The sequence below is a fragment of the Caulobacter sp. ErkDOM-C genome (assembly GCF_048541825.1).
In the GTDB taxonomy this organism is placed as follows: Bacteria; Pseudomonadota; Alphaproteobacteria; order Caulobacterales; family Caulobacteraceae; genus Caulobacter.
The window spans coordinates 1,332,857-1,356,859 of sequence record NZ_CP183332.1; the positions used below are offsets into that span (position 1 = coordinate 1,332,857).

Below are 24,003 nucleotides of genomic sequence, written 5' to 3' on the forward strand. Positions count from 1 at the left end.
GTTGATCGCGTCGAGTCTTTTATGGCATTTGCAGTGTCATTAGTAACGTGAGCCGTGGGCGACGGTCCAAACGTCTGGCGCTACCACGGCCGATCGCCGCTCGCTTTAAGGCCTTCTCCTGCAGCAGTTTCAATTCCGCCAGCACCGTCGCGATCAGTTCCGACACCGTCAGCTGGATGCGCACGGTCCATCGCCGGGTGGAGCAAGGGCCCGGGCCTGATCGAGAACTGGCGCCGAGCCTAGTCCGTTTCACCGTCTGCAGCTCTTGAGAACCCCGCGCAGACCCGCTAGACGACCCTTACGCCTGGCGGGCGTAGCTCAGAGGTAGAGCGTCTGCTTCCCAAGCAGAATGTCGTGGGTTCGATTCCCATCGCCCGCTCCAAGGCGCTGCAGGCAGGAGCGCCTCGTGGGGAAACTCTTCGACAAGGCGCAGCGCGCCGAGGCCGCACTGGATTTCGAAGAGGCGGAGCGCCTCTTCAAGCTGGCGGTGCGGATGGACCCCAAGAATCTGGCGACCCTGCACAACCTGGGCGGTGTATTGTCCAGCCTCAGTCGGTTGCCAGAGGCTGAAAAGGCTTATCGGCGGGCCTTGGCCATTGATCCAGGCTCGGCGCGCACCCACTACGCGCTCAGCCAGGTCATTATGATGCAGGGGCGGTACAGGGATGCGGTCCCGCATTTCCGGCGGCGTCACGAGGTGGCCAAGTACAACACCAACAAGCCGGGCTTCTTCGAATGTCCCGAGTGGAACGGCGAGGATCTGGGCGGTCGCTCGCTGCTGATCTGGCCCGAGCAGGGGTTTGGCGACGAACTTCAGTATGCGCGGTTCGCGCCGATCCTGGCGGAACGCGGCGCGACCGTCAGGCTGGTCTGCAGGCCTCAGGTCTCCCGGCTGTTCTCCCGGTCGTTGCCGGGCGTCGAGGTCTATGAGGGCAGTGGCCAGGTCGAGATCCCGGACAGCGATTTCTATGTCATGGGTCCCGATATCGTCGGCCTGATGGACTACACACTCGAAACCGTTCCGGGCGCGCCCTATCTCAAGGCCGCCGGCAAGCTCTCGTCTTCGGCGCGGATTGGCCTGGTCACGGCGGGCAGCGCGGCCCATGGAAACAATGGCTACCGCTCGCTTGACCAGGCGGACGGCCTGAAACTGGCCGCCGTGCTCGGCGCGACCGTCGGTCTGGACCATGCCGCTACGGGCGGGAAGGATTTCGCCGACACCGCTGACATTATCGAAGGTCTCGATGTCGTTGTGACCGTCGACACGGCCATCGCCCACCTGGCGGGCGGGATGGGCAAAGCGGTTTGGCTGCTGCTCACCCGGATCGACACGGACTGGCGATGGGGAAGGGGGCAGGAGCGATCAACCTGGTATCCCTCGGCAGAGTTGTTCTTCAGCGACGCCAAGGGGCGCTGGACAGAAACGATCGCGCGTCTTGGCGAGCGCGCTGCGGCTCTTGAGGCAACACCCTGATTGGATCGTGGCATCCGCTCCAGGCTTTTGCTTTGACGCCCTAGTTCGGCGGCGAGCCGCTATCCACCTTGCCGAACAACGCCCTAAGCCGCAGCGGCCAAACACTGTGACAGGGTTGCCGCCAGGGCCCTGGCTTCGATGGGCTTGGGCAGGACGCCATCCATTCCCGCCCGCAGATAGCTTTCGACCTCGTGGGCCAGCACGCTTGCGGTGACGGCGAAGATCGGGATCCGGGCGGCGCCGGCCAGGGCCTCTTCACGGCGGATCGTCCGAGTGGCCTCGACGCCGTCCATGTCGGGCATGTGCACGTCCATGAAGATCGCGTCCCAGGGCTGGGCGCGCCAGGCCGCCACCGCTTCACGACCGCTGACGGCGAAGCCGCAGGTGACACCGAACGGTTCGACCAGGGCGGCGAGGATGCGTCGGTTGACCGGGTTGTCGTCCACCACCAGAAGCGAAGCGGGCGCCTCGCCGGCAACCTCGTCGACCTCGTCCTCGATCGGGACTTCGGAAGACACCACCGACGGGATTGGCGCATCGAAATCGAACCGCGCGCCGATGCCCAGGGCGGATGTGACCTTCAGCAAACCGCCCATGCGCTCGGAGATCTCGCGGCAGATGGCCAGGCCCAGCCCGACCCCTCCGACCTGGCGGGTCGAAGAACTGTCGACCTGAACGAAGCGCTCGAAAATGGCTTCGTGGTCCTTCGCGGCGATACCGATGCCCGTATCGATCACGGCGATCTGCAGCCGATGGTCGTCGCCGGTGATCTTGACCGTGACACCGCCCTGCCGAGTGAACTTCAGCGCGTTGGAGATCAGGTTGGCGAGGAGCTGGGCGAGTCTTTCCCCGTCCCCGCGTCGGAAGCGCGCCAGATCGGGTTGCAGGGCAATGGTCAGGGACAGGCCCTGCTCACGGGCTATGGGCTGATGGAGTTCCCGGATATCGCTGACCAGGGTTTCCAGCGAGAACACGTTCAGCCGCAACTGCAATCCGCCGGCTTCGATCTGGGAAATGTCGAGGATATCGTCGATCAGTTGCCGCATGACGCGAGAGGCGGTCTTCATCACCCCCAGGCGCTGGCGTTGCGGCGGGGTCAGCGCTTCGCGCGCCAGCAATTGACCCTCGCCCAGGATGGCGTTCAGCGGGGTGCGCATTTCGTGGCTGACCATGGCCAGGAACTGCGACTTGGCGCGATCGGCGACCTGAGCCTTTTCTGACAGACGCTCCAGTTGCTCGGTGCGGACGCGCACACGGCTTTCAAGGTCGCGGTTCAGCAGGCTGGTGTCGTGGTTGCGTCGATTGACATCCGCGAGCAACTCGCGGTTCTCGTCGCGCAGTCGCAAGCAGTCGACCAGCAGGGCGTGATTGTTGCGGTGGCCGACGATCATGACGACCCAGAACACGACGCCCAGGGCGCCCAGGATCGCGTCGACGCCGCCCAGGGTGAGCAGGGTTATGGAGGCGGGGATCAGGATCAGAGTGACATTGATCCGTCCTATCCATTTCTGGGGCGCCAGAATGCCGACCGCCCCTCCCGCCAGGGCTGACAGCACCACGAGAAGAGCATAGCGCGAAACAGGGCTGTCGACAGGAATACGCAGGCAGGCCAGTAGCGCCCACAGGCCTGCGACGAGGACCAGACTCACATTGTGAAGGCGCGCCAGCGGCCACAGCCGTTCGGCCAGGAGCCGCCCCGCCAGGGCGGCGCCCAGCAGGCGGTCGATCACCATGCGGGCCGCCAGCAGCGTCAGAACGACGGCCAGCCAGGCCAGGTGAAAAGGCCGTTCCGCGGCTTGTGAGATCAGGGTCAGGCCGATCGCTGCAGCGGCCTGAACCACAATGATGGCCAGACTGTTGCGGTGCGCTTGCCCCAGCAGGGCGAGCTTGAGAGGGTCGTCCTGCGGCCTGTCCTCCGCTCCTTCAGATCGCATTCCAGCTCTCGCCCCGGCCGCTTAGCTTCACAGATACGATCCGCAGGGTGAACGAAGATATGCCAGTTTCAGCGACAAAGTGTCGCGCAGCCTGGCCCGGGCGCCTGCGCCTCAGCGGGCCGGTTCGTCCAGCCATGCGGCGACCCAGAACAAGGGCGCGTTCCAGTTGATGGCCACCTCGTTCTGGGTGAAGGCGCGATAGTCGTCGGTCCAGCAGGTCTGGGGTGCGCACTGGCCTTTCATGTCCTTGGCCACAGGGTCGCTCATGTTGGTCGAGTTTGGGCCGCCCGAGATCACGCCGGGGGGCGGGGCGGGATAGCGGGCGTCGGCCTGATGCGCCCAGAAACGGTGGTGCGGATTGCGCATCGGTCGCGCGCCATGGCCGGTGACGAACGAGCGATCCAGAGGATTGCGGCCCAGGACCCAGTCCATGGCGTCCACCGCGCCGTCGCGATAGGCGGCCTTGCCCGTAAAGTCGGCGGCCAGGGCCAGCACCATGGCGCGGTTCAGCACCGACGAGGTCGAGCCCCACGGATAGCCCTTGGGCGCATAGGGCAGGGCGTAGCCCTGTGTGGCGCCGTCTTCCAGATAGCGATCGGCGCTGGCGGCCAGATTGGCGCGCGCCGTGGCCATCTCGGCGGGCTTCAGACCATTGGGCGCCAGCGCCAGGGTCACGGTTCCCAGCGCGCCCACCGAGGGCCAACCAATGTCGCCGCTCGGTTTGCCGCCAGCAGAGGGCCCGGCCAGGAACAGCGGCGAGGCGCGCAGGGCGGTCTCGTATTCGGCAACGCCGGTCGTGGCGTATAGCTCTGCGGCGGCCCAGTAGAACTCGTCCTCCACATTGCCGTCGCCATAGCCGCCGCTGCCGGTAAAGGCGCCCAGGGCATAGACCTCGGAGTTGCGCCGGGCGGCGGCGTAGGCGCGCCGGGCGACATCCAGGCAGCGGGCCGAGAAGGCCGGATCGATGGTCTTCCAGATCCGCGCGGCCTGGGCCGCCGTGGCGGCCAGGTTCAGGGTGGCGGCGGTGGTGGGGTGATAGAGGTAGCGGACTTCCTTGTCGTCGGCCGGCGCCGTGGGCAGGGCGGTCCAGCGCTCATCGGCCAGGCGCTGATGGGCCATGCCCGAGGCGTCCAGATCCGTCAGGACCAGTCGGCCGGTCGGGCCGACCTGTTGATGGCCGACGGGCAGGGCCAGGGTCTTGCCGGCGGGAACCTGCATGGCCAGCAGGAAATCCATCTCCCAGCGGGCTTCATCCAGCAGGTCGGAGACGCCGTTGGCGTTCTCGGGAATCTTGCCTCTGCCATCGGCGAAGGCGGCCAGGGTCGAGGCCTTGCCCAGCACGACGGCGCGTTCGTGGGCATTCAGCAGGGTCCAGACCGAAATGCCGCCATTGACGACGTACTTGCCGTGGTCGCCCGCGTCGTACCAGCCCCGGCTGAGGTCCAGCGTGTAGTCGCAGCCGGCCCAGACCTGGCCGCGCTCGTCGGCCTTGTTGAAGCAGGTTGCCCTGTCGAGGGCGTGGCCGGCCGGACGGGCCAGGTCGGGGCGCTGAACGAAGCGCGCCTCGATCGGAATGCTGGCGCGGTTCTGGTAGAAGAAGCCCAGGGCGTCCGCTTTCAGCGCGCCATAGAGGCGCCCGGCGATGGCGAAGGGCCGGCTCTGGGCCACGCCGACGCTGAGGCGATAGCCGTCGCCCGAACCCTTGAAGTCGCTGAAATCGATCTGGTGGACATGGTCGCCTGAGGCGGCGTCGGCGCCGAATACTTTGGTCTGGCCGCTGGCCACGCTCGCGCCCCTGGCGTCGCGCAGGGTCCAGGCCATGGGGCTCGTTGAGGGATCGGCCAGGATGGCGCGCTTGGGACCTGCCGTCTCGACGCCCAGCTGGTTGAGGCGGATCGGCCCCGCGGCGTCCTCGGCCCGGGCGCTTGCGCCAAAGGCGAGGGTCAGGGCGATGGCCGTCAGGGCCCTGTTGATCCGGGTCATGCGCATCTTCCCTGCTTTCCGACGCGTCGTGCCCGCGCGTTTTCAGGCCCAGATTAGTGTAAATTTGACAGCGTTGTCACTAGCGAATTTTGCCGCTCAGCGCCGGGCGCGGCGTGCCTCGGCCTGCAGAAACTTCAGGCGGGGCTGGTCGTCATCGGCGATGACGCGGGTGTCGGCGTCGATGATCAACTTCCGCGCGTCACCTTCGGGATCATACACCGGCCAGAGGGGCAGGCCGGGGCCGTTGGGATCGCCCGTCTTCACGAAATTGGCCCAGTAGGACGACATCACGTCGGCCACGCGGCGGTCGGTGTCGTCAACGCTCCAGGCCCCGCCATTGTCTGGATGGTTGAACACATAGACGATCTCGGCCGAGTGGAACGCGCCCAGCGACTGGCCGCGATTGCCCTCGCCGAACCATCCGTCGGGCGTTTTTGGCGCGTGATCGAAGCGGAAGGCATAGACCGGCGCCTTGCCGGTTCGGGTCTGGGCCACGGCCCATGACCAGGTCGGCAGGCTCATCCAGGCGTCGCCGGCGAAGTTGATCCGTGAGCGGATCATATGGTCGGGCGTGTCGTGGGGATAGAGTTTCGCCGCCTCGGCCGCGCTGTCGCCGAAGGTCAGTTTCAGCGCCTCGGGCAGGGTGCGGCCGGCAAAGACCCCGGCTTCCAGCAGGCTGCCTTCATCACGGTTCCAGCCGACCAGCAGGGGCACGTCGCTTTGCTGCCCGGCGGCGAAGATCTCGGCCGCGCGCCTTGGCAGGATCCATCCGTCGAGGATCGGGCGGAAGGTCAGGCGCGCGGTCGGCGCGGTCACGGCCTCAAGGATCTGTTCGGTGGAGCGTCGGCGCATGGCCGCCAGGCTGTCGTCGCCCAGGGCGCGACCAAGGGCCAGGCCGTTAGCCTCACCCATCGCGAGGGTCTCGTCCCTGCCCAGGGTCCCGAAGGCCGAGCCGCTCTCGCCGATGGCTTGCTGGAACAGGCCCCGGGCCTGGGGCGAGGCCATCAGCCGGCTGACGGCGTCCGATCCCGCCGATTCGCCGGCGATGGTCACCCGGTCGGGGTCGCCGCCCAGCAGGGCGATATTGGCCTGCACCCAGCGCAGGGCCGCGATCATGTCGGCCAGGGCCTGGTCGCCGCTGGCCCTGTTGGGCGACTCGCGGGTCAGCGCCGGATGGGCCAGGAAGCCGAAGGCGCCCAGGCGATAGTTGATGGTCACCACCACCACGCCCTTTTTCGCCAGGGCGACGCCGTCGTGGCGTGGCTCGGCGCCGGAGCCCACGCCATAGCCACCGCCATGGATCCAGAAGAACACCGGCAACGCCTCGCGCGGCTTGGCCGGGCTCCAGACGTTCAGATACAGGCAGTCCTCCGACATCGAGGGGGTGTAGGGGTCGATGTCGCTATAGACCTTGGGCTGGGCGCAGTTGGGCCCGAACCGGTCCGTCGCTCGCTCGCCCTTCCAGGCGACTACCGGCGCCGGCGGCTTCCAGCGCAAGGCGCCGACCGGCGGGGCGGCGTAGGGCAAGCCCTTCCAGGCCCTGATCCCGTCAGAGTCGGCCTTGGCCGGGACCAGCTTGCCGCCGGTGACATGCTGGGCGTGGGCGCCGGTCGCCAGCGCTGTCAGGGTCAGGGCAAGAAGGACGGCGCGAAGGGGCATGCGGACGCTCACGGTTGGCGAGGGTCCAGATGAGCAGGGGGAAGCGCCGTTGTCACGCGCAACCAAAGCTTGTCAGTCCGGCGCACGTCGTGCGTGGCCGGGATGACCGCTCAAACGGCTAGACCCGTTCCACCACCATCGAGATGCCCTGGCCCACGCCGATGCACATGGTCGCCAGTCCATAGCGGGCCTTGCGGCGATGCAGCTCTTCAACCGCCGTCAGGGCCAGGCGGGCGCCGCTCATGCCCAGGGGATGGCCCAGGGCGATGGCGCCGCCATTGGGATTTACATGATCGCCGTCGTCGGGCAGGCCCAGGGCGCGCAGCACCGCCAGCCCCTGGGCGGCGAAGGCCTCGTTCAGCTCGACCACGTCCATCTGGCCGATGGTCAGGCCCAGGCGCGCCAGCAGCTTCTGGGTCGACGGGGCCGGACCAAAGCCCATGATGCGCGGCGCGACGCCGGCGGCGGCCGAGCCGACGATGCGGGCGCGGGGCGTCAGGCCATGACGCTTGATCGCCTCTTCCGAGGCGATGATCAGCGCCGCCGCGCCGTCATTGACGCCCGAGGCGTTGCCGGCGGTGATGGTGCCGTCCGGGCGGACGATGGGCTTGAGGGCCGACAGGGCCTCGATCGTGGTGGCGCGCGGGTGCTCGTCCTTGCTCACGACGACCGGGTCGCCCTTGCGCTGGGCGATGCTGACCGAAACGATCTCGGCGTCGAAGCGGCCGCTGGCCTGGGCGGCGGCGGCGCGAGCCTGGCTGCGCAGGGCGAAGGCGTCCTGGTCGGCGCGGCTGATGCCATAATCGTCGGCGACGTTCTCGGCCGTCTCGGGCATGGAATCCACGCCATAGGCCTTACGCATGGCCGGGTTCACAAACCGCCAGCCGATGGTGGTGTCGAAGATCTCGGCGTTGCGCGAGAAGGCGCTGTCGGCCTTGCCCATCACGAACGGCGCGCGGCTCATGCTCTCGACGCCGCCGGCGATCATCAGTTGGGCCTCGTCCGACTTGATGGCCCGCGCGGCCACCCCCACGGCGTCCAGGCCCGAGCCGCACAGGCGGTTGATGGTCGAGCCGGAGGCCTCGGCGCCCAGACCCGCCAGCAGGGCGGCCATGCGGGCGACATTGCGGTTATCCTCGCCGGCCTGATTGGCGCAGCCCAGCACCACGTCGTCGACCAAGCTCCAGTCGACGCCGGGATTGCGCGCGAACAGGGCCCGCAAGGTTACCGCCGCCAGGTCATCGGCCCTGACCGACGCCAGGGCTCCGGCATAGCGGCCGATGGGGGTGCGGATCGCGTCGCAGATGAAGGCTTCGGCCATGGCGGATCTCTCAAACGGCTGTTCGAGCCACCCTAGCGGCAGGGTCGGAACGATCAAGTCGGCCAATAGCTGGACACCGGTGTCAGATCGCCTAGACCTGATCGCGAAGAGACATCCTGGGAGAGACGCCATGATCAGCCGGCGCGACGTGATGGGCGGGGCCGTGGGCGGCGCGGCGCTGCTGGCGGCCGGGGGCGCACAGGCGGCCGGCGACGATGCGGCGCTCAAGGCGCTGCTCGACAAGCTGGCCAAGGGCGGACAGGCCGACCAGAAGCTGGCGACCCTGAGAGCCTTTTCCCCGACCACTCTGAGCCCCGCCGCGCGCCTGGACTATGACGCCGTGCAGTCGGCGTTCTCCATCGAGGACGAGACCGTCCGCCGCTTCCCGTTCGGCGCGGGCGCGACCTCGCCCTATGTCATGACCACCCGCTCGGGCGCCTGGCTGAAGGCCGTCGAAGCCGCGAAGTCGGGCGACGCTGCCGCTGACACCGTCAGACGGCTGGACGCCGAGACTGCCCGTATCGCTGAAGACGCTGCCAAGGGCGTGATCTTGCCGGCCTTTGTGATCGACAAGGTCGCCGCGGGTCTCTCTGAAACCGCCGCAGCGGCCTCGGCCGCGCCCGATGTCGCCGCCGCCCTAGGCCGCCAGCGCGACGCTCTGATCGCCCTTCGCGCCAAGGCCGGCAAGGGGATCGGCGTCGGACGCTTCAAGGATGGCGAGGCCTATTACGCCCTGCTGCTGAACGCCGCGATGGGCGCAGAGATCACCCCGGGCCAAGCCTGGGATCGCGCCCATGCCGCCGCCAAGGCCCTGACCGCCCGCGCCGACACGCTGCTGAAGGCCCAGGGGATGAGCAAGGGCACGGTCGGCGCCCGTCTGGCCGCGCTCAGCCGCGACGAGCGCTGGCTCTACAGCGATGACGACGCCGGCCGCGACCGGCTGATCGCCGACATGAACGCCTGGCTGGCCAAGGCCGTGTCGCGCCTGCCGGTCTCGTTCGCCACGGTCGCGCCGGGCAGTCGCGCGGTCAGCATGAGCCGCATGACCCCCGCCGACGAAGCCGTCCGCCGTCAGGGCTATCGCGAGGCGCCGTCCTTCGACGGCGCAAGGCCAGGCGTCTATTACGCCGACCTCAACTCCATCCGCACCCGCCCCAGCTGGACCCTGCCCAGTGTCGTCCACCATGAGAGCGTGGCCGGCCACATGGTGCAGATGCCGCTGGAGGAACGCTCCGGCGCCCATCCGCTGCGCACCCGCCTGGCTTTCCCGGGGTTCTTCGAAGGCTGGGCCATCTATGCCGAACAGCTGGCCGCCGAGGAGGGCGCCTTCGCGGGCGATCCGCTCGCGGAGCTGGGTTATCTCCAGTGGATGCTGTTCCGCGTCGGCCGCTTGCTGGCCGATCTTGGGATCCACCTGAAGGGCTGGAGCGTCGAGAAGACCACGGCCTTCCTCAATGACCTGCAGGGCCCGCCGCCGGTGTTCTCGCCCGTCTCGCAAGGCATCGAACGCATCGCCATCGGCCCGGCCGCCTCGGCGGGGCAGGGGCTGGCCTGGCTGGAACTGGTCCGCCTGCGCGAAGCGGCGCGCCAGCGGCGTGGGCCGGGCTTCGACATCCGGGCCTTCCACGACGCGGTGCTGCTCCCCGGGACCCTGCCGCTGTCGATGCTGCGGGCGCGGGTGCTGGGGGCGTAGGCGCGGGGACCGGCGTGTTACGCCAGTCTCGCCTCAGTGCTTGCCGCGATCGCGTCCGAAGTTCGGCTCGGCGCTTTCCTGGCCGGCCGCCACGATGCCGCGACGGATGGCCCGGGTGCGGGTGAAGTGGCTGTGCAGGGTGTCGGCGTCGCCCCAGCGGATGGCGCGGCTCATGGCCTGCAGGTCCTCGGTGAAGCGGCCCAGCATCTCCAGCACCGCGTCCTTGTTGGCGATGAAGATGTCGCGCCACATGGTCGGGTCGCTGGCGGCGATGCGGGTGAAGTCGCGGAAGCCCGAGGCCGAGAACTTGATGACCTCGCTCTCGGTGACGTTCTCCAGATCGGCCGCGCTGCCAACGATGGTGTAGGCGATCAGGTGGGGCAGGTGGCTGACGACGGCCAGCACCAGGTCATGATGCTTGTCGTCCATCAGCTCGACCTGGGCGCCGAACGCGCGCCACAAGGCCGACAGCTGGGCCACGGCGGCGGCGTAGCGCTCGTCGTCGCTCTCGAACGGCGTCAGGATCGTCCAGCGGTTCTCGAACAGCTCGGCGAAGCCGGCGTCGGGACCCGACTGCTCGGTGCCGGCGATCGGGTGGCCGGGAATGGCGAAGATCTTGGAGATGTCCTGGCCGCGGAAGGCCTCGGCGACATTGGCCTTGGTCGAGCCGACATCGGTCAGGGTGGCGCCGGGCTTCATGGCCGGGATCACCAGGCCGGCCAGTTCAGGGACCGACAGCACCGGGGTGGCGATGACGACCAGGTCGGCGTCACGCACCGCCTCGGCGATATCGCCCGTCACATGGTCGGCGATGCCCAGCGCGATCACCCGGGCCCGGTGAGCCTCGCTGGCGTCGGCCACGGTGATCTCACTGACCACGCCGTGGGCGCGGGCCGCGCGGATCACCGAACCGCCGATCAGGCCGCAGCCGATCACGGTCATCTTGGGATAGAGGATACCGGGCTTGGACATCAGCGACCCACGAACTGCGTCAGCAAATCCACTACGGCGCGGTTGTGCTCTTCCAGGCCGATGGTGATGCGGATGGCGTCGGGCAGGCCGTAATTGCCGACGGCGCGGACCAGATAGCCCTTGGACGCCAGGAATTCCTCGGCCTCGCGGGCGGTCTTGCCCGGAACGTTGGGGAAGTTGACCAGCACGAAATTGGCCGCCGAGGGCGTCACCTCCAGACCAAGCCCGCCCAGCTGCTGGGCCAGGAACGGCCGCCACTGCTCGACCAGGGCCACGGAGCGGGCCTGGAATTCGAGGTCGGTCAGGGCGGCGATGGCCGCCTCCTGACCGGGGATCGAGGTGTTGAACGGCGGACGGATGCGCTCGATCGGCTCGATGATCCCGGCCGGTCCATAGCCCCAGCCGACCCGCAGGCCGCCAAGGCCGTGGATCTTGGAAAAGGTGCGGGTGACGATGACGTTTTGCGCCGTACGGGCCAGGTCCAGGCCATCCTCAAAGCGCGGATCGGTAGCGAACTCGGCATAGGCGCCGTCCAGCACCAGCACCACCGACGGCGGGATGGCGGCATGCAGCGCCCGGATTTCCTCGCCGGTCAGCCAGGTGCCGGTCGGGTTGGCGGGGTTGGCGATGAACACCAGCCGGGTGCGCTCGTCGATGCACTTGACCACTTCGTCGGCGTCAATGCGCTGGTTCGGCTCCTTGGCCATCCGCACCTCGCCCTGACAGGCGCGGGCCCCGATGGCGTAGGCGGCGAAGCCGTGCTCGCCCTGGACGATGTTGTCGCCGGGCTCGAGATAGACCTGGCACAGCAGGGCGAAGATCTCGTCGCTGCCGTCGCCGAAGGTCAGGCGTTCGGGCTCCAGCCTGTAGCGCTCGGCCACGGCGGCGCGCAGGCCGCTGGCCTTGCCATCGGGATAGAGATGCAGGCGGTCGACGGCGGCGCGATAGGCGTCCTTGGCCGCGTCGCTGCAGCCTAGGATATTCTCGTTGCTCGACAGCTTCACCGGATGGGCGATGCCCTCGATCTTCGATTTGCCGCCGACATAGGCGTGGATATCCATGATGCCCGGCTTGGGCATGGGAAGCGGCGCGGCGAAGCGGTCGGAGGCGGGAGCGGTCATCTTGGAACTCAGTCTGAACTGGCCGTCGTCTTACACGTCGCCCGCTTAAACGTCGAACGGCGTGGGCGAAGCCCCGATGACGCCGGTCAGCTTGCCGGGGGCTTGGGCCAGGCGCGCGTCATTGACCTGAAAGAAGCCCGACAGCGAAAACAGCTTCAGCCCGCCGGACTCGGCCAGGGGCTCGGCGGCGACGCCGCTGGGGCTCAGGGCCTCGACGATGGCGGCAGCGCTCTTGGGCGAATCGGTGACCCAGAAGGTCTGGTCGCCGCCGGTGGGCTCGACCTCGACCTCGGCTACGGCCAGGGCGGCTTGCGGCCCCCAACGGTTCAGGCAGGGCAGGGCGGCGAAGATCTTCAGCTTGGGTTCCGCCAGCAGGCGGCCCCACCAGTTGCTGTCCGGCGTCAGGGCGAGAACGCCGACGCCCCAGGGCGTTTTGGCGGCGGCCAGCACGTCCTTGGCTTCGGTCATGACCTGCATGCGCGGCGCGGTTCCGAACCGCAGGCGGGTCAGCTCGACGGCGCGGGTCGGATCCTTCCCGCCCCAGACGGCCAGGTGATACGGGCCCTGGCGGGCCAGGTTGTCGCTCATCACCTCGCGCCAGACGCGGATGATCAGGGCGTCGTTGGCGGCGGTGCGCGGGGCGGCCAGCAGCTTGCGGATGACCAGGGCCTCACGGCCGGGACGCAGGCCAAAGCCCGTATCGCCCGCCGCGCGCTTGGCCGCCGCGACGGCGCCGGCCAGGGCGGCCCGCTCGTCCAGCAGCTTCAGCAGTTCACCATCAATGGCGTCCAGTCGCCATCGGACCTCGTCGAGAGACGGAGGCGCGTCGGCCGCGTCGGTACCCATGTTTATCCCCGAAATTGGAGGCCGGACCATAGTCCTTGCCGCCGCCGGTGCAATAGCTGGCGTTCACGGCAAGAAACTTGCGCGTCTCCCGCCAGAGCTTCGCCTGGCCGATGCTCAATAGACGCGCGGCGAGGGACCGGTGTCGATGCTTCCCAGTCGGGTGCGGCCTTCCTGCAGGATCAGGCTGGCCTCGATGACCGGCTCGCGCCCCAGGGCCTGGGCGGCGGCGGCCAGGATCTGTTCAGGCGTCCGGGCGGCCCGGGGATCGACCCGCTCCTTGAGGGCGACTTCCAGCTTGCCCTGCAGCCGGCCATTGGCGTCGACGGTCAAAGCCCCGGATTTTGCCGTGCCCTCGGCCTCACCGGCGCTGATCCGGGCGTTTTCCATGGTGATCGCGCCGCCGGCCGCGCTCCAGTCGCGCACAGCGTCAGCCCAGCTGTCGCCGCGCAGGGTCGAGACCCTGGTCAGGCGGGCGTCCAGGATCATGTCTGCGCTGTTTTCCTGGGCGATGCGGCCCAGCAGGCCGGTGAAATTGACCCGGGCGCCGTCGGCCTTGAACAGGATCGCGGCCTGATCCTCGGGGCCGGGGCGCAGGTGCAACTGCATGGCCTGGGCCGAGCGCAACGGGAAGGGCGCGGCCTCGGGCGCGGTCGAGAACACCAGGCCGGCGCCTTCGATCGAGATGCGGGGCGGGTGCTGCTTGAGCCCCGCCAGGCTGGCGCGCAGGGCCTGGCCGGCGATGGCGACGTCGCCGCCCTCCGGCCGGGTCAGCAGGGCGCCGCGCGGGGCGGTCGCCACCCAGTGGTCGAGGCCATAGATCATAGCCTCGGCCTTCAGCTCGGGAATGCGAAGGGCCCAGCCCGAGGGTTCGGCGACCCGCGCGTCGGCCAGGGTCACATTGAGGCGGAACGGAAAGCCCGAGAAGCTACGGGCGCTCCACGACAGGTCATAGCCGCGCGCCTTCAGCGACGCCGAGGCCGTGTCCATCCGCTGCTCGGCCTGATTGCGCAGCCAGAACCAACCCACGCACCAGGCCGCTGCGAAGATCAGCGCGATGATGAAGGGCGCAAACAGACCTCGTCTGCGGACTTTGCGGGGCGGCGCGGCGTCGGTATGGGTCATGAAAGAGCGCGTCCAGTCGGGATTGAAGATGAGCGTAGAGAGCGGAGACCGTTGGGTGTTCGGATACGGATCGCTCATGTGGCGTCCCGGGTTCCCGTTTGTAGAGCGAAGACGCGCGGTTCTCCACGGCCGTCGTCGCGCCTTCTGCATCTATTCGGTCCATCACCGGGGCACCTATGAGCGCCCGGGCCTGGTTCTGGGCCTGGCGCCCGGCGGCTCGGTGCGCGGCGCCGCCTATCGGGTGGCGGCGGCGCAATGGGAAGAGGTCTACGGCTATCTGCGCGAACGCGAGCAGCCGACCGAGACCTATTTCGAGGCCTGGAGCGATCTGAAGATCGACGGCGAGGCGGGCAAGGTCTCCTCGCTGGTCTTCCTGTCGGACATGAAGCACAGCCAGTGGGCCGGGGCCCTGACCCTCGAGCAGCAGGCCAATCTGATCGCCGGCGCCAAGGGGCTGTCGGGCCGCAACATCGACTATCTGTCCGACCTCGTCGGCCACCTGCGCGAGGACGGCGTGCGCGATCACGCCATGGAGACGCTACTGAAGCTGGTCGCTGCGCGTGAGGACGGCTCCACGAATCCCTCTCTCTGAGAGAGAGGGCGGGGCCCGCCGCCGCAGGCGGTGGGAGGGTGAGAGGTTTCACCGTTGGCCGGGAAAGCTCTATTCCTGTCGCTGATCGAGCCGGAATGGGTGCAGAGCGGAAATCAGGTCAGCACCTGAAACCCGACATTTGGCCCTTGGACCGCAAGCGGATGTCGCCAAGGTCCGTGAAGGGTGGATAGTGGACCTAGCTGAACAGGTGGCTGTCGCCTTCCTTCGGCGCACGTCCCACATGCCTGAGATCAGTTCCTGGGTTCCGAAGGTCCATTAGTGCCAAGATGTTACCGCCGCGCATGGCAGCGGCGATGGTGCCATCCTGTGACCATCGGACTTCTGCATCTGGCTCGCCTAGAGCTCGGACGGGCACCCTAAATGAGCTGACAATCTGCCGCCCCTCGGGCGCAGCCATGTCCAGCAGGTACAGATAGGCGGTCTCACCATCTGCCTCGAAGACGACACCGAAGCGCCCATCCGACCTAACAACGCTGCTAAACTCTTCACCCATACCGTGATGAGAGCCGAAGCCGGTTCGGTCTGCAATGGGTGGGGAGCGAACGTCAGGCTCAGTAGCGCCCCCTCCGTCACGTCGCCTATCGGCGCCGCGCCACCTCCCCCGCACGCTTCGCTACGGGGCAGGAGAAGAACAGCATCACCCTCCTGCCCCGTGAAACGGGGGAGGTGGCGCGATGCGAATACGCATCGTGACGGAGGGGGCGTCCGGCGTCGGCCGTCTTTCCGGGCAAACTGAACGTACAACTAGGGTCGGGTGCAGGAATTGGGGTCGCGCCCGAAACAGGACATTTGACGCAATTCCGAATTGCGGGCGTCGAAGCTGGATGGCAGCATCCGCAGATGAATGAGCCCGCTAAAGTCAAGCTATCTCGGCTGCGCGAGATTGGCTGGTCTCTGTGGGACCCAATTGGGCTGAGGGAAATCAGCGATGGCGATTGGCAAGATGACGGTGCCTGTGCGGACGAGTACGACAGCTATCTTCTGCAAGTGGTAGGCAAATTGCGGAGAGGCGAGCCCGCATCGGAGGTTGTGGCCTATCTGGAAGACACCGAAACCGGCCACATCGGGCTGACGCCAAATGAGACGATGCGGAGCAGAGCGGAGGCTACGGTCGCGGCTATCGGGGAGTATCTTTCGACCCTGCCGCCGGGACCGCTGAAGGTCCGCTGAGCGCCGAAAGCTGACAGCGCTCTATCCTGCCAGTCTGAAACCTCTCACCCTCCCACCGCTTCGCGGCGGGCCCCGCCCTCTCTCTCAGAGAGAGGGATCGTTAAATTCCCTCGTCCTCCAGCGCCTTGGTCGCCGTGTCGATGCGGGTCTGCAGTTCGCGCATGAACTCGCCGCGTTTCAGGCCGGCGGGGATCGGCGGCAGGTATTCGAAGACGATGGTGCCCGGCTTGACCAGGAAACCCTTGCCCCAGTGCACGCCGCAGTTCAGCGCCAGAGGCGTGACCGGCAGGTCCAGCTCGCGATAGAGAGCGGCGATGCCGGGCTTGTAGTCGCCGGGAACGCCGACGGCGCCGCGGGTGCCTTCGGGGAAGATCACCACCTGGCGAACCTCCTTCATCTTCTCCAGCGTGTCGCGGACCAGCTTCTTCAAGGCCGTTGAATGGCCCTTGCGGTCGACGACGACCATGCCCGCCTTCAGGCCGTGCCAGCCAAACAGCGGCACATTGAGCAGTTCCTTCTTCATCACGAAGCAGGCGTCGGGCAGCAGGCCAAACTGGCTGAAGACGTCGAACATCGACTGGTGCTTGGCGGCGATCAGGGCGGGGCCGGTGGGCATGTACTCGCGACCGCGCACCTCAACCTTGATGTCGGCGATCCAGCGCAGGCCAAAGAACAGGCCCTTGGACCAGAAGGTCAGGGCGGCCACCGCGAAGCGGCGCGGCAGGGGCAGCAGGGCCACCATCCAGGTCGAGGTGAAGATCGACCAGAGCCAGAAATACAGCTGGAACAGAAACGAACGCAGATAGATCAAGATGCTTCCTTCGCCGGTTCGCCGGCCTCGTCCTTGGGGCCCAATCCCAGGAACGCCTCGCGGCCCAGGATCGCCAGGTACTTGCAGTATTCGACGATCATCCGCCGCGCGCCGGCGTTCTGCTTCCACCAGCGATGAGCGTCGAGGCCTTCCGTGGCGACGGGATAGGGGTAAAGCACAGTATCGGGCAAGGTTGCGCGCAGTTCCAGCATGGCGCGCGGCATATGATAGTCGGCTGTGACCACAATTAGGCTGCGATAGCCCTTGGCCTTGGCCCACTCGGCTGTTTCCCTGGCGTTACCGAGGGTGTTGGCGGCGGCGAAGCCCAGGTCCACGCAGCAGTCATAGATCGGCTTGACCGCCTTGGTGACGCTCTGCACGTCCTCGCGGGTGGCTTCGCGATTGACGCCGGAAATCAGCAGGCGCTTGCCCTTGCCGGCTTCCAGCAGCTTGGTGGCGGCTTCCAGCCGAATGTTGGAGGCGCCGGTCAGCACCACGACGCCATCGGCGACCGGCGGCTCGCGGGCGGGGATCGATTGCTCGACGCGGCCGGAGAAGGCCAGCAGGCCGACGGCCCAGACCATCACCAGGATCAACAGGGCTGCGAGGCTCTTCACGGCATGCTCCTCAAAAGTCGCAACGCAGCAAGGCGGGCGGTCAGGCCCGCGACGAGGGCGGCGATCAGCGGGCAGGGCAGCGGCGCCAGCAGATCAATCCAGGCCAGGGGCAGGATCGGCGCCAGGCCCGCACCGCCGCCCAGGGTGCGGATCGCCGCGCCGATGATGGTCGCGCCCGCGCCGCCCAGCAAGCCCGCTATGGCGGCCATGCCCGCGAACCGCCACTGGAACAGCCCCGCAATGAAGCCGGCCTCGGCGCCGGACAGGTGCAGCACCTCGATGACGTCGGCCCGCGCCGCCAGTCCGGCCCGCGTGGCGAAGGCGATCACCGAAGCCGCCGCCGACGCGATCAGGGCGAACACGCCCAGCGCCGCCCAGCGGGCCAGGCCGGCGCCGCGTTCGATGTCGGCGATCCAGCGGCTGTGGTCATCGACGACGGCGTCGACGCCGGCCGCCTTCAGGGCCTGATCCAGGGCCGTGGCGGTGGCGGGTAGCAGGGGGTCCAGATCCAGGGTGACGAGGCGCGGCGTGGGCAGGTCGTCGACCAGGGCCTCCTTGCCGATCCAGGGAACCAGCAGTTCCTCGGCCTTTTCCTTGGTCAGGGCGCGGGCCTCGACCACGCCCTTGACCCCGGCCAGGGCCTCGGCGGCGCGGGCGGCGGCGGAGTCGGGGGTCTCGTTGGGACGGGCGCGGACCACCACGGTCGCCGATCCGGTCAACTGATTGGTCCAGCCCTCGGCCGCGCGGTTGGCGGCCAGGGCGACCAGGGCGGTCAGGCAGGCCAGGAAGCACAGCACGGCGACCACGAAGACCAGCGAGCCGTCGCGGGCGTCGCGCGGCGGCAGCAGCGGACCCGGCCGCCAGCGCTGGACCTGGAACACCTCGCTCATGCGTCGCCTCCTTCGACCAGACGACCATGCTCGAGATGCAGGGTCGGTTGGCCGGCGCGGGCCACGACGTCCTCGTCATGGGTGGCGATCAGCACCGTGGTGCCCAGGCGATTGAGCTCGACGAACAGCCGCAGCAGTCGCAGCGACATGGCCGGATCGACATTGCCGGTCGGCTCGTCGGCCAGCAGCACATCGGGCCGATCGACCACGGCGCGGGCGATGGCCAGGCGCTGCTTTTCACCGCCTGACAGGGTGGAGGGCAGGGCATGCATCCGCTCACCCAGTCCTACCCAGGTCAGCAGCTCGGCGACGTCGTCGCGATAGGTGGCGGGCTTGCGCTGCAGGATACGGAGAGGAAGGGCGGCGTTGTCGAACACCGACAGGTGCTCCAGAAGCCGAAAGTCCTGGAAAACCACGCCGATCCGGCGGCGCAGGAACGGCAGGTCGCCGGTCGGCAAAAGGCTGACATCGCGGCCGAAAAGCTCCACGCGACCCCGTGACGCACGGTGGGCCAGATAGATCAGCTTGAGCAGGGAACTCTTGCCCGCGCCCGAAGCGCCGGTCAGGAAGTGAAACGACCCGGGGGCCAGAGAAAACCCAATGTCTCTTAGCGTTTCCGGCGCACGGCCGTAGCGCATCGACACGCCCTCGAAGCGAACCACGGGGAGGGCGTCATCGCCCTGATCTGCCTCGATCCGCAAGGAGGTGTCGCCGGGGTTTCTGGACATCAGGGACAAAATCAGCGACCCCATTTGTTAATGCGGGGAGCCTACGATTCGCGGCCATGATACTGACCTGTCCGGAGTGCGCCAGCCGCTATTTCGTCGACGACTCCAAGGTCGGTGCGGCTGGTCGTGTCGTGCGTTGCGCCTCGTGCGGCAACCGCTGGACCGCCCGTAACGAGGAGTCCACGGACCTCTTCGACGAACCCTCCGACGCCACCATGGCCAGCGACGCCGCCATGGCCTCACTGGACGTCTCGGAGGCCAGCCCGGCCGTCGAACCCGAACCCGAACCGCCGGTCAGCGCCCTCCCGGGCGAGGAGCTGCCCAAGGTGTTCCGGGCCCGCGCCGACGCCGAGCGTCGCTTGCGCGAGGCGACGACCACGGGCGTGGTCTGGGCCGGCATGGCCGCCGCCATGGCCTCGATGATTGTCGGCGCCCTGATCTTCCGCATCGACATGGTGCGCCTGTGGCCGACCACGGCCGGGGCCTATGCCAGCGTCGGCCTGCCGGTGAACACGGTCGGACTGGTGATCGAGAACATCAAGGCCGAGCCCTCGCTGGAAGACGGCCACGCCGCCGTGACCATCACCGGCATCATGCGCAACATCACCGACCATGCGGTGATCGCCCCGCCGCTGCGGGTCGAGCTGCGCAACGCCAAGGACAAGCGCGTGGCCGGCCGCATCGCCGCCGCCGCCGATCCGAAGATCCCGCCCAGCGAGATCCGCCACTTCGCCATCACCATCCTGGACCCGCCCCGCACCGCCAAGGATCTGGTCATCGACTTTGCGGTCGAGCCCGGCGCGGCCAAGGCGGTCAAGGCCGCCCTGAAGACTCCCGCCAAGCACACGGCGGACCCCGAACTGTCGCTGCGCGGCGCCCAGGATGCGCCTGCCGAGGCAGATGCGGCTGGACATGAACCCTCGGGACATGAGACCGGAGCGGAAGCCACTCCTCCCTCTGACTCTCACGAACCCGCGCATCATGAATGACACCACCCAACCCGAAGTCCTGATTTCGGAAGCCGACATCGCCCAGCGCGTTCAGGCCCTGGCCAACGCCATCGCCCCGCGCATCGACGACGACACGGTCTGCGTCTGTCTGCTGACCGGCGGTCTGTGGTTCGCCGCCGACCTGACCCGGGCCTTGTGGAAGGCGGGCCGCAATGTCCGCTTCGACGCCCTGTGGCTGGCCTCGTATCACGATGAGCGCAAGAGCACCGGCCGCTGCGAGGTCCGCGCCGACCTGCAACGTCCGCTGATCGGCCGCCGGGCCCTGGTGGTCGATGACGTGTTCGACAGCGGCCTGTCGCTGAGCGAAGCCTCGCGCCTGGTCAAGGACGCCGGGGCCAGCGAAGTGATGACCGCCGTTTTCGCCCGCAAGCCCTGGCCGACCCAGCGCGGCATGGAGCCCGACTTCGTGGCCTGGGAAGCCCCGGCCCGCTACCTCGTGGGCTATGGCCTCGACGACGAGGGCAGGAGCCGTGGGTTGCCCTACATCGGCGCGTTGGACTGATCACGCTCTAAGCGCTTGATTTAGAGCCTTTTTATACGCCTCACGGGGTCCATGTGAGGCTAAAAGGTTCTGGCGTTCTGCCTCCACCCGCGTTAGCAGACCGCCCATGATCCGCCTCGACAATATCTCCAAGCAAAACGGCCACCAGATCCTGTTCATCGAAGCGTCGATGGGCATCCAGAAGGGTGAAAAGGTCGGGCTCGTCGGCCCCAACGGCGCCGGCAAGACGACGCTGTTCCGCATGATCACCGGTCAGGAGCAACCCGACGACGGGCTGGCCGTGATCGATGCCGGCATGACGATCGGCTATTTCAGCCAGGATGTCGGCGAGATGTCGGGCCAGAGCGCGGTCGCCGCCGTGATGGACGGCGTCGGTCCCGTCAGCGCCCTGGCCAGCGAAATGGCGCAGCTCGAAGCGGCCATGATCGATCCGGACCAGGCCGACGAAATGGACACGATCCTCGAGCGCTATGGCGAGGTGCTGGAACGCTTCCAGGAACTGGACGGCTATGCGCTGGACGCACGGGCGCGCGAGGTCCTGGCCGGCCTGAGCTTCAGCCAGGAACGCATGGACGGCGATGTCGGTCTGCTGTCCGGCGGCTGGAAGATGCGCGTGGCCCTGGCCCGCATCCTGCTGATGCGGCCCGACGGCATGCTGCTGGACGAACCCAGCAACCACCTGGACCTGGAAAGCCTGATCTGGCTGGAGGCCTTCCTCAAGAATTACGAGGGCGCCCTGCTGATGACCTCGCACGACCGCGCCTTCATGAACCGCATCATCGGCAAGGTGGTGGAGATCGACGCCGGCTCGCTGATCACCTACTCGGGCGATCTGGACTTCTACGACCAGCAGCGCGCGCTCAGCGAGGCGCAACGCCAGGCGCAGTACGAGCGCCAGCAGGCCATGCTGGCCAAGGAAATCAACTTCATCGAGAAGTTCAAGGCCCGCGCCTCGCACGCCGCCCAGGTCCAGAGCCGGGTCAAGAAGCTCGACAAGATCGAACGGGTCGAGGCGCCGCGCCGTCGCCAGTCGGTCAAGTTTGATTTCCAGAGCCCGCCGCGGTCGGGCGACGACGTGATCAGCCTGCGCAATGTCCACAAGGGCTATGGCGCGCAGCCGATCTATGAGGGCCTGGATTTCCTGGTGCGCCGCAAGGAACGCTGGTGCGTGCTGGGCGCCAACGGGGCCGGCAAGTCGACGCTGCTCAAGTTGGTGGCCGGCGACACCAAGCCCGACCAGGGCGCGGTCAACATCGGCGCCAGTGTCAGGATGGGCTATTTCGCCCAGCACTCCATGGACCTGCTGGACGGCGAAGAGACGATCTTCCAGTCCATGGAGGGCTCGTTCCCGCAGGCGGGCCAGGGCGCGCTGCGCACCCTGGCGGGCTGCTTCGGCTTCTCCGGCGATGATGTTGAAAAGCCCTGCCGCGTGTTGTCCGGCGGCGAGAAGGCGCGCCTGGTCATGGCCAAGATGCTGTTTGATCCGCCCAACCTGCTGGTGCTCGACGAGCCCACCAACCACCTCGACATGGCGACCAAGGAGATGCTGGTCGCGGCCCTGGCCGACTTCGAGGGCACCATGCTCTTCGTCTCGCACGACCGCCATTTCCTAGCGGCCCTGTCCAACCGCGTGCTGGAACTGACGCCAGAGGGCGTCCACCAGTACGGCGGCGGCTATACGGAATATGTCACCCGCACGGGCCAGGAAGCGCCGGGGCTGCACCCGGGCGGGTAGGGGTAATGCTTTTGGCGCAGCCTCGCCAAGACATCGGACGCTGCCGATGGCCGGGTAGAGTAGATGCTGGACAAATACATCCTCCCACTCTGGGGGAGGTGGCCCGGAGGGCCGGAGGGGGCAGCGCGTCGCTAACCCAGGTCGCGCTTTTGTCAACTCACGCAGACATAGCCCGCTTAGTCGCTCCGCGACAGCTCCCCCAGAGGGGGAGCATCTAAACGTCAGCAACTGATCGAAAAGCGAAGCGAGCCTCGGACCTAGAAGTCGAGACTGTCCTTAGTCTGTGCAGGGTTCGCTTTCGGCGGTGATGCTGATTTTTGCTCCCGACCCGTTGCTGCGCTTTCCGAAGATTGATCACAAAGCGACCTTCGACAGTTGGTCTCTGTTAAGGGCAATGGCGGCGATCATGACCCTGAGGCTACGGCCTCCGGCCGGGCTACAACGCGGCTGGGGATTGTCCACCAGCCGGTCGGTGATACGACTGCGCCAACCCGGAGCTGATCGTGCTTGATGTAACCCGCGCCTATGGCCTGACCCTTCTCTTTCCGCAGGATGACCGGGTCATTGGGCCCTACCTGAAAACCTACGGCCATTTCGCGCCGGCAGAGGTCGACCTCTTCGGCGACTATATGGCGGACATGGAGGCTGGCACATTCCTGGACCTGGGCGGGAACATCGGCTGCATCAGCCTTCCTCTGGCAAAGCGCTTTCCAGACTGGCGCGTCATCACCGTCGAAGGGCATCGGGGCCTGTCGCAGGTGCTGGCCACCAACGCCTTCTCAAATCATCTCTACAATGTCGAGGTTGTGCGCGCCGCCGTCGGCGAGACAGAAGGGATCATCGACTTCCCGGAACCTCCGTTGCGTACAAACGGGAACTTCGGCGTTCTCAGCCTCGCGAAAGGCCCGGATCATCCCACGTCCCGCGTGCTGATGCAGCGGGTTGACGACTTGGCCACGCCGGACACCCGCATCATCAAGATGGACATCGAAGGGTATGAAGCGACGGCGTTGCGCGGGGCCACGGCGACCCTTGCGGCCAAGCGTTCGATCCTCTTTCTGGAGTCCAACCCCAAGTTTGGCACGTCCGCCGTCGAGGCCAACGCCCTGCTGTTGGCGGCGGGCTATCGTCTCTTCTCGTTCTTTTCCCCCTCAGCCCACATCACCGCGCCGCCCAAACGCCCAAAGGAAAACGCCAAAATCTCCGGCGACCCCAGCGTCCTAGCGCTGCCGCCGGGCGTCGAAAATATCTGGAACTTGCCGCCCCTCCTGACGGCGGACCAGCCCCAGCCTGTCCGCGCTTCCGATTTCAAATATCTCGCTCGCTACGGCTACCGAGTCGCTGGCGCAGGACGGGGCACGCCGTCCGTTTGAGCGCCCGCGCGCGTTGAAGACGTGGAGGACGGCTAGACAGGCGCACGCCTCAGGGCACGGAGGCGAAGTCGGTCACGAAGCCGCGCGGCACAACGATGACCCGGCTGCTGTCCTCGGATCCGACGCGGTGACTCCTGTGGCTCGCACAGCTCCACCAGCTGCCGCCCGTCGCGCGATCGGGCGGGCGGCTCTCATGGCGAAACTCTCTGTGATGCGCTGGATCAAAGCTGAGCGGATGTCGAGATTCCAACCATGGCCGAACTTCAAAACTTCCGCTTCCGAGCGAGGGGAGCTCAATCCCCGTGCGACCACGAGCTTCCACGCCTCTCCGCCTCAACAAATTCAACGCCCTAACCCCGCCACCCAGCGTCACGATCCAAAATCGACGCAGCCCCCTCCAGAACGCCCGCATACTTCTCCTCGCCCCGC

At 67.4% G+C, this 24,003-nt stretch carries 22 protein-coding genes and 1 tRNA gene; 9 read left to right on the top strand and 14 right to left on the bottom strand.

The genetic code is table 11. From position 1 onward, the window contains the following. Nucleotides 1-19: 19 nt before the first annotated feature. On the bottom strand, nucleotides 20-184 hold the full coding sequence (locus ACN2C8_RS06470) for a hypothetical protein (protein WP_419255028.1): 165 nt from the start codon (nucleotides 182-184) through the stop codon (nucleotides 20-22). Nucleotides 185-307: 123 nt separating this feature from the next. Between ACN2C8_RS06470 and ACN2C8_RS06475 the strand changes: the two genes are divergently transcribed. Further along, a tRNA-Gly gene (locus ACN2C8_RS06475) sits at nucleotides 308-382 on the top strand. 24 nt (nucleotides 383-406) lie between these two features. Further along, complete coding sequence (locus tag ACN2C8_RS06480) at nucleotides 407-1,474, top strand: tetratricopeptide repeat protein (protein ID WP_419255029.1); 1,068 nt, start codon at nucleotides 407-409, stop codon at nucleotides 1,472-1,474. Nucleotides 1,475-1,557: 83 nt separating this feature from the next. Here the strand turns inward: ACN2C8_RS06480 and ACN2C8_RS06485 are convergent, their stop codons facing one another. The 4 genes from ACN2C8_RS06485 to pcaF form a co-directional block, all read right to left on the bottom strand. Beyond that, nucleotides 1,558-3,408: an ATP-binding protein gene (locus ACN2C8_RS06485; protein ID WP_419255030.1), complete on the bottom strand. Its 1,851-nt coding sequence runs from the start codon at nucleotides 3,406-3,408 to the stop codon at nucleotides 1,558-1,560. Between the two features lie 111 nt (nucleotides 3,409-3,519). Beyond that, nucleotides 3,520-5,391: a glycoside hydrolase family 9 protein gene (locus tag ACN2C8_RS06490; RefSeq protein ID WP_419255031.1), complete on the bottom strand. Its 1,872-nt coding sequence runs from the start codon at nucleotides 5,389-5,391 to the stop codon at nucleotides 3,520-3,522. Nucleotides 5,392-5,487: 96 nt separating this feature from the next. Continuing rightward, nucleotides 5,488-7,050 (bottom strand): carboxylesterase/lipase family protein, encoded by a 1,563-nt coding sequence (locus tag ACN2C8_RS06495; RefSeq protein WP_419255032.1) that lies wholly within the window; start codon nucleotides 7,048-7,050, stop codon nucleotides 5,488-5,490. A 118-nt stretch (nucleotides 7,051-7,168) separates the two neighbouring features. Next, nucleotides 7,169-8,371: a 3-oxoadipyl-CoA thiolase gene (pcaF, locus tag ACN2C8_RS06500; protein WP_419255033.1), complete on the bottom strand. Its 1,203-nt coding sequence runs from the start codon at nucleotides 8,369-8,371 to the stop codon at nucleotides 7,169-7,171. Between the two features lie 130 nt (nucleotides 8,372-8,501). Between pcaF and ACN2C8_RS06505 the strand changes: the two genes are divergently transcribed. Next, nucleotides 8,502-10,064, top strand: coding sequence for a DUF885 domain-containing protein (locus ACN2C8_RS06505; protein ID WP_419255034.1), 1,563 nt, complete (start codon nucleotides 8,502-8,504; stop codon nucleotides 10,062-10,064). A gap of 33 nt (nucleotides 10,065-10,097) precedes the next feature. Here ACN2C8_RS06505 and ACN2C8_RS06510 read toward each other — a convergent pair whose 3' ends face one another. The 4 genes from ACN2C8_RS06510 to ACN2C8_RS06525 form a co-directional block, all read right to left on the bottom strand. After that, nucleotides 10,098-11,036 (bottom strand): prephenate/arogenate dehydrogenase family protein, encoded by a 939-nt coding sequence (locus ACN2C8_RS06510; protein WP_419255035.1) that lies wholly within the window; start codon nucleotides 11,034-11,036, stop codon nucleotides 10,098-10,100. Then, a complete protein-coding gene (hisC, locus tag ACN2C8_RS06515; protein WP_419255036.1) occupies nucleotides 11,036-12,157 on the bottom strand; it encodes a histidinol-phosphate transaminase in 1,122 nt (373 codons plus the stop codon). The genes ACN2C8_RS06510 and hisC overlap by 1 nt, the downstream gene beginning before the upstream one ends. Before the next feature lie 45 nt (nucleotides 12,158-12,202). After that, nucleotides 12,203-13,003, bottom strand: a complete 801-nt coding sequence (locus ACN2C8_RS06520; RefSeq protein WP_419255037.1) for a chorismate mutase — start codon at nucleotides 13,001-13,003, stop codon at nucleotides 12,203-12,205. Nucleotides 13,004-13,117: 114 nt separating this feature from the next. Further along, nucleotides 13,118-14,125: a DUF2125 domain-containing protein gene (locus tag ACN2C8_RS06525; RefSeq protein WP_419255038.1), complete on the bottom strand. Its 1,008-nt coding sequence runs from the start codon at nucleotides 14,123-14,125 to the stop codon at nucleotides 13,118-13,120. A 28-nt stretch (nucleotides 14,126-14,153) separates the two neighbouring features. On the opposite strand from ACN2C8_RS06525, the gene ACN2C8_RS06530 reads away from it, so the two are divergent. Then, nucleotides 14,154-14,717, top strand: a complete 564-nt coding sequence (locus ACN2C8_RS06530; protein WP_419255039.1) for a gamma-glutamylcyclotransferase — start codon at nucleotides 14,154-14,156, stop codon at nucleotides 14,715-14,717. A gap of 196 nt (nucleotides 14,718-14,913) precedes the next feature. On the opposite strand, the gene ACN2C8_RS06535 is transcribed toward ACN2C8_RS06530, so the two are convergent. Then, nucleotides 14,914-15,231 (bottom strand): DUF2251 domain-containing protein, encoded by a 318-nt coding sequence (locus ACN2C8_RS06535; RefSeq protein WP_419255040.1) that lies wholly within the window; start codon nucleotides 15,229-15,231, stop codon nucleotides 14,914-14,916. Nucleotides 15,232-15,578: 347 nt separating this feature from the next. Here ACN2C8_RS06535 and ACN2C8_RS06540 point away from each other — a divergent pair, with 347 nt between their 5' ends. After that, nucleotides 15,579-15,908 (top strand): hypothetical protein, encoded by a 330-nt coding sequence (locus ACN2C8_RS06540; RefSeq protein ID WP_419255041.1) that lies wholly within the window; start codon nucleotides 15,579-15,581, stop codon nucleotides 15,906-15,908. Nucleotides 15,909-16,008: 100 nt separating this feature from the next. On the opposite strand, the gene ACN2C8_RS06545 is transcribed toward ACN2C8_RS06540, so the two are convergent. Genes ACN2C8_RS06545 through ftsE form a run of 4 tightly spaced genes read right to left on the bottom strand, consistent with a single transcriptional unit; the run spans nucleotide 16,009 to nucleotide 18,927 of the window. Further along, nucleotides 16,009-16,719: a lysophospholipid acyltransferase family protein gene (locus ACN2C8_RS06545; protein ID WP_419255042.1), complete on the bottom strand. Its 711-nt coding sequence runs from the start codon at nucleotides 16,717-16,719 to the stop codon at nucleotides 16,009-16,011. Next, on the bottom strand, nucleotides 16,716-17,336 hold the full coding sequence (locus ACN2C8_RS06550; protein WP_419255043.1) for a YdcF family protein: 621 nt from the start codon (nucleotides 17,334-17,336) through the stop codon (nucleotides 16,716-16,718). Before ACN2C8_RS06550 ends, ACN2C8_RS06545 begins: the two co-directional genes overlap by 4 nt. Then, nucleotides 17,333-18,226 carry a cell division protein FtsX gene (locus ACN2C8_RS06555; protein ID WP_419255044.1) on the bottom strand — a complete coding sequence of 298 codons (894 nt, stop codon included), beginning with the start codon at nucleotides 18,224-18,226 and terminating at the stop codon, nucleotides 17,333-17,335. Before ACN2C8_RS06555 ends, ACN2C8_RS06550 begins: the two co-directional genes overlap by 4 nt. Continuing rightward, nucleotides 18,223-18,927, bottom strand: a complete 705-nt coding sequence (gene ftsE / locus ACN2C8_RS06560) for a cell division ATP-binding protein FtsE (RefSeq protein ID WP_419255827.1) — start codon at nucleotides 18,925-18,927, stop codon at nucleotides 18,223-18,225. Before ftsE ends, ACN2C8_RS06555 begins: the two co-directional genes overlap by 4 nt. Before the next feature lie 83 nt (nucleotides 18,928-19,010). On the opposite strand from ftsE, the gene ACN2C8_RS06565 reads away from it, so the two are divergent. From ACN2C8_RS06565 to ACN2C8_RS06580, 4 genes are all read left to right on the top strand, one after another. Next, nucleotides 19,011-19,943 (top strand): MJ0042-type zinc finger domain-containing protein, encoded by a 933-nt coding sequence (locus tag ACN2C8_RS06565; RefSeq protein WP_419255045.1) that lies wholly within the window; start codon nucleotides 19,011-19,013, stop codon nucleotides 19,941-19,943. Continuing rightward, nucleotides 19,882-20,466, top strand: coding sequence for a phosphoribosyltransferase (locus ACN2C8_RS06570; protein ID WP_419255046.1), 585 nt, complete (start codon nucleotides 19,882-19,884; stop codon nucleotides 20,464-20,466). The genes ACN2C8_RS06565 and ACN2C8_RS06570 overlap by 62 nt, the downstream gene beginning before the upstream one ends. A gap of 106 nt (nucleotides 20,467-20,572) precedes the next feature. Further along, nucleotides 20,573-22,201 (top strand): ABC-F family ATP-binding cassette domain-containing protein, encoded by a 1,629-nt coding sequence (locus tag ACN2C8_RS06575; RefSeq protein ID WP_419255047.1) that lies wholly within the window; start codon nucleotides 20,573-20,575, stop codon nucleotides 22,199-22,201. A gap of 629 nt (nucleotides 22,202-22,830) precedes the next feature. Next, entirely contained in the window at nucleotides 22,831-23,574 is a 744-nt protein-coding gene (locus ACN2C8_RS06580; protein WP_419255048.1) for an FkbM family methyltransferase, read from the top strand. Nucleotides 23,575-24,003: the final 429 nt, after the last annotated feature.

Excerpts from the sequence above, each read along its gene's own strand:
- ACN2C8_RS06510 (WP_419255035.1), bottom strand. The coding sequence starts at position 11,036 with ATGTCCAAGCCCGGTATCCTCTATCCCAAGATGACCGTGATCGGCTGC.
- ACN2C8_RS06570 (WP_419255046.1), top strand. The coding sequence starts at position 19,882 with ATGAGACCGGAGCGGAAGCCACTCCTCCCTCTGACTCTCACGAACCCG.
- ACN2C8_RS06575 (WP_419255047.1), top strand. The coding sequence starts at position 20,573 with ATGATCCGCCTCGACAATATCTCCAAGCAAAACGGCCACCAGATCCTG.
- ACN2C8_RS06540 (WP_419255041.1), top strand. The coding sequence starts at position 15,579 with ATGAATGAGCCCGCTAAAGTCAAGCTATCTCGGCTGCGCGAGATTGGC.
- ACN2C8_RS06565 (WP_419255045.1), top strand. The coding sequence starts at position 19,011 with ATGATACTGACCTGTCCGGAGTGCGCCAGCCGCTATTTCGTCGACGAC.
- ACN2C8_RS06535 (WP_419255040.1), bottom strand. The coding sequence starts at position 15,231 with ATGGGTGAAGAGTTTAGCAGCGTTGTTAGGTCGGATGGGCGCTTCGGT.
- ACN2C8_RS06580 (WP_419255048.1), top strand. The coding sequence starts at position 22,831 with ATGGCGGACATGGAGGCTGGCACATTCCTGGACCTGGGCGGGAACATC.
- ACN2C8_RS06495 (WP_419255032.1), bottom strand. The coding sequence starts at position 7,050 with ATGCCCCTTCGCGCCGTCCTTCTTGCCCTGACCCTGACAGCGCTGGCG.
- pcaF (WP_419255033.1), bottom strand. The coding sequence starts at position 8,371 with ATGGCCGAAGCCTTCATCTGCGACGCGATCCGCACCCCCATCGGCCGC.
- ACN2C8_RS06520 (WP_419255037.1), bottom strand. The coding sequence starts at position 13,003 with ATGGGTACCGACGCGGCCGACGCGCCTCCGTCTCTCGACGAGGTCCGA.
- ACN2C8_RS06490 (WP_419255031.1), bottom strand. The coding sequence starts at position 5,391 with ATGACCCGGATCAACAGGGCCCTGACGGCCATCGCCCTGACCCTCGCC.
- ACN2C8_RS06525 (WP_419255038.1), bottom strand. The coding sequence starts at position 14,125 with ATGACCCATACCGACGCCGCGCCGCCCCGCAAAGTCCGCAGACGAGGT.
- ACN2C8_RS06485 (WP_419255030.1), bottom strand. The coding sequence starts at position 3,408 with ATGCGATCTGAAGGAGCGGAGGACAGGCCGCAGGACGACCCTCTCAAG.
- ACN2C8_RS06530 (WP_419255039.1), top strand. The coding sequence starts at position 14,154 with ATGAGCGTAGAGAGCGGAGACCGTTGGGTGTTCGGATACGGATCGCTC.
- ACN2C8_RS06505 (WP_419255034.1), top strand. The coding sequence starts at position 8,502 with ATGATCAGCCGGCGCGACGTGATGGGCGGGGCCGTGGGCGGCGCGGCG.
- ACN2C8_RS06555 (WP_419255044.1), bottom strand. The coding sequence starts at position 18,226 with ATGAGCGAGGTGTTCCAGGTCCAGCGCTGGCGGCCGGGTCCGCTGCTG.
- hisC (WP_419255036.1), bottom strand. The coding sequence starts at position 12,157 with ATGACCGCTCCCGCCTCCGACCGCTTCGCCGCGCCGCTTCCCATGCCC.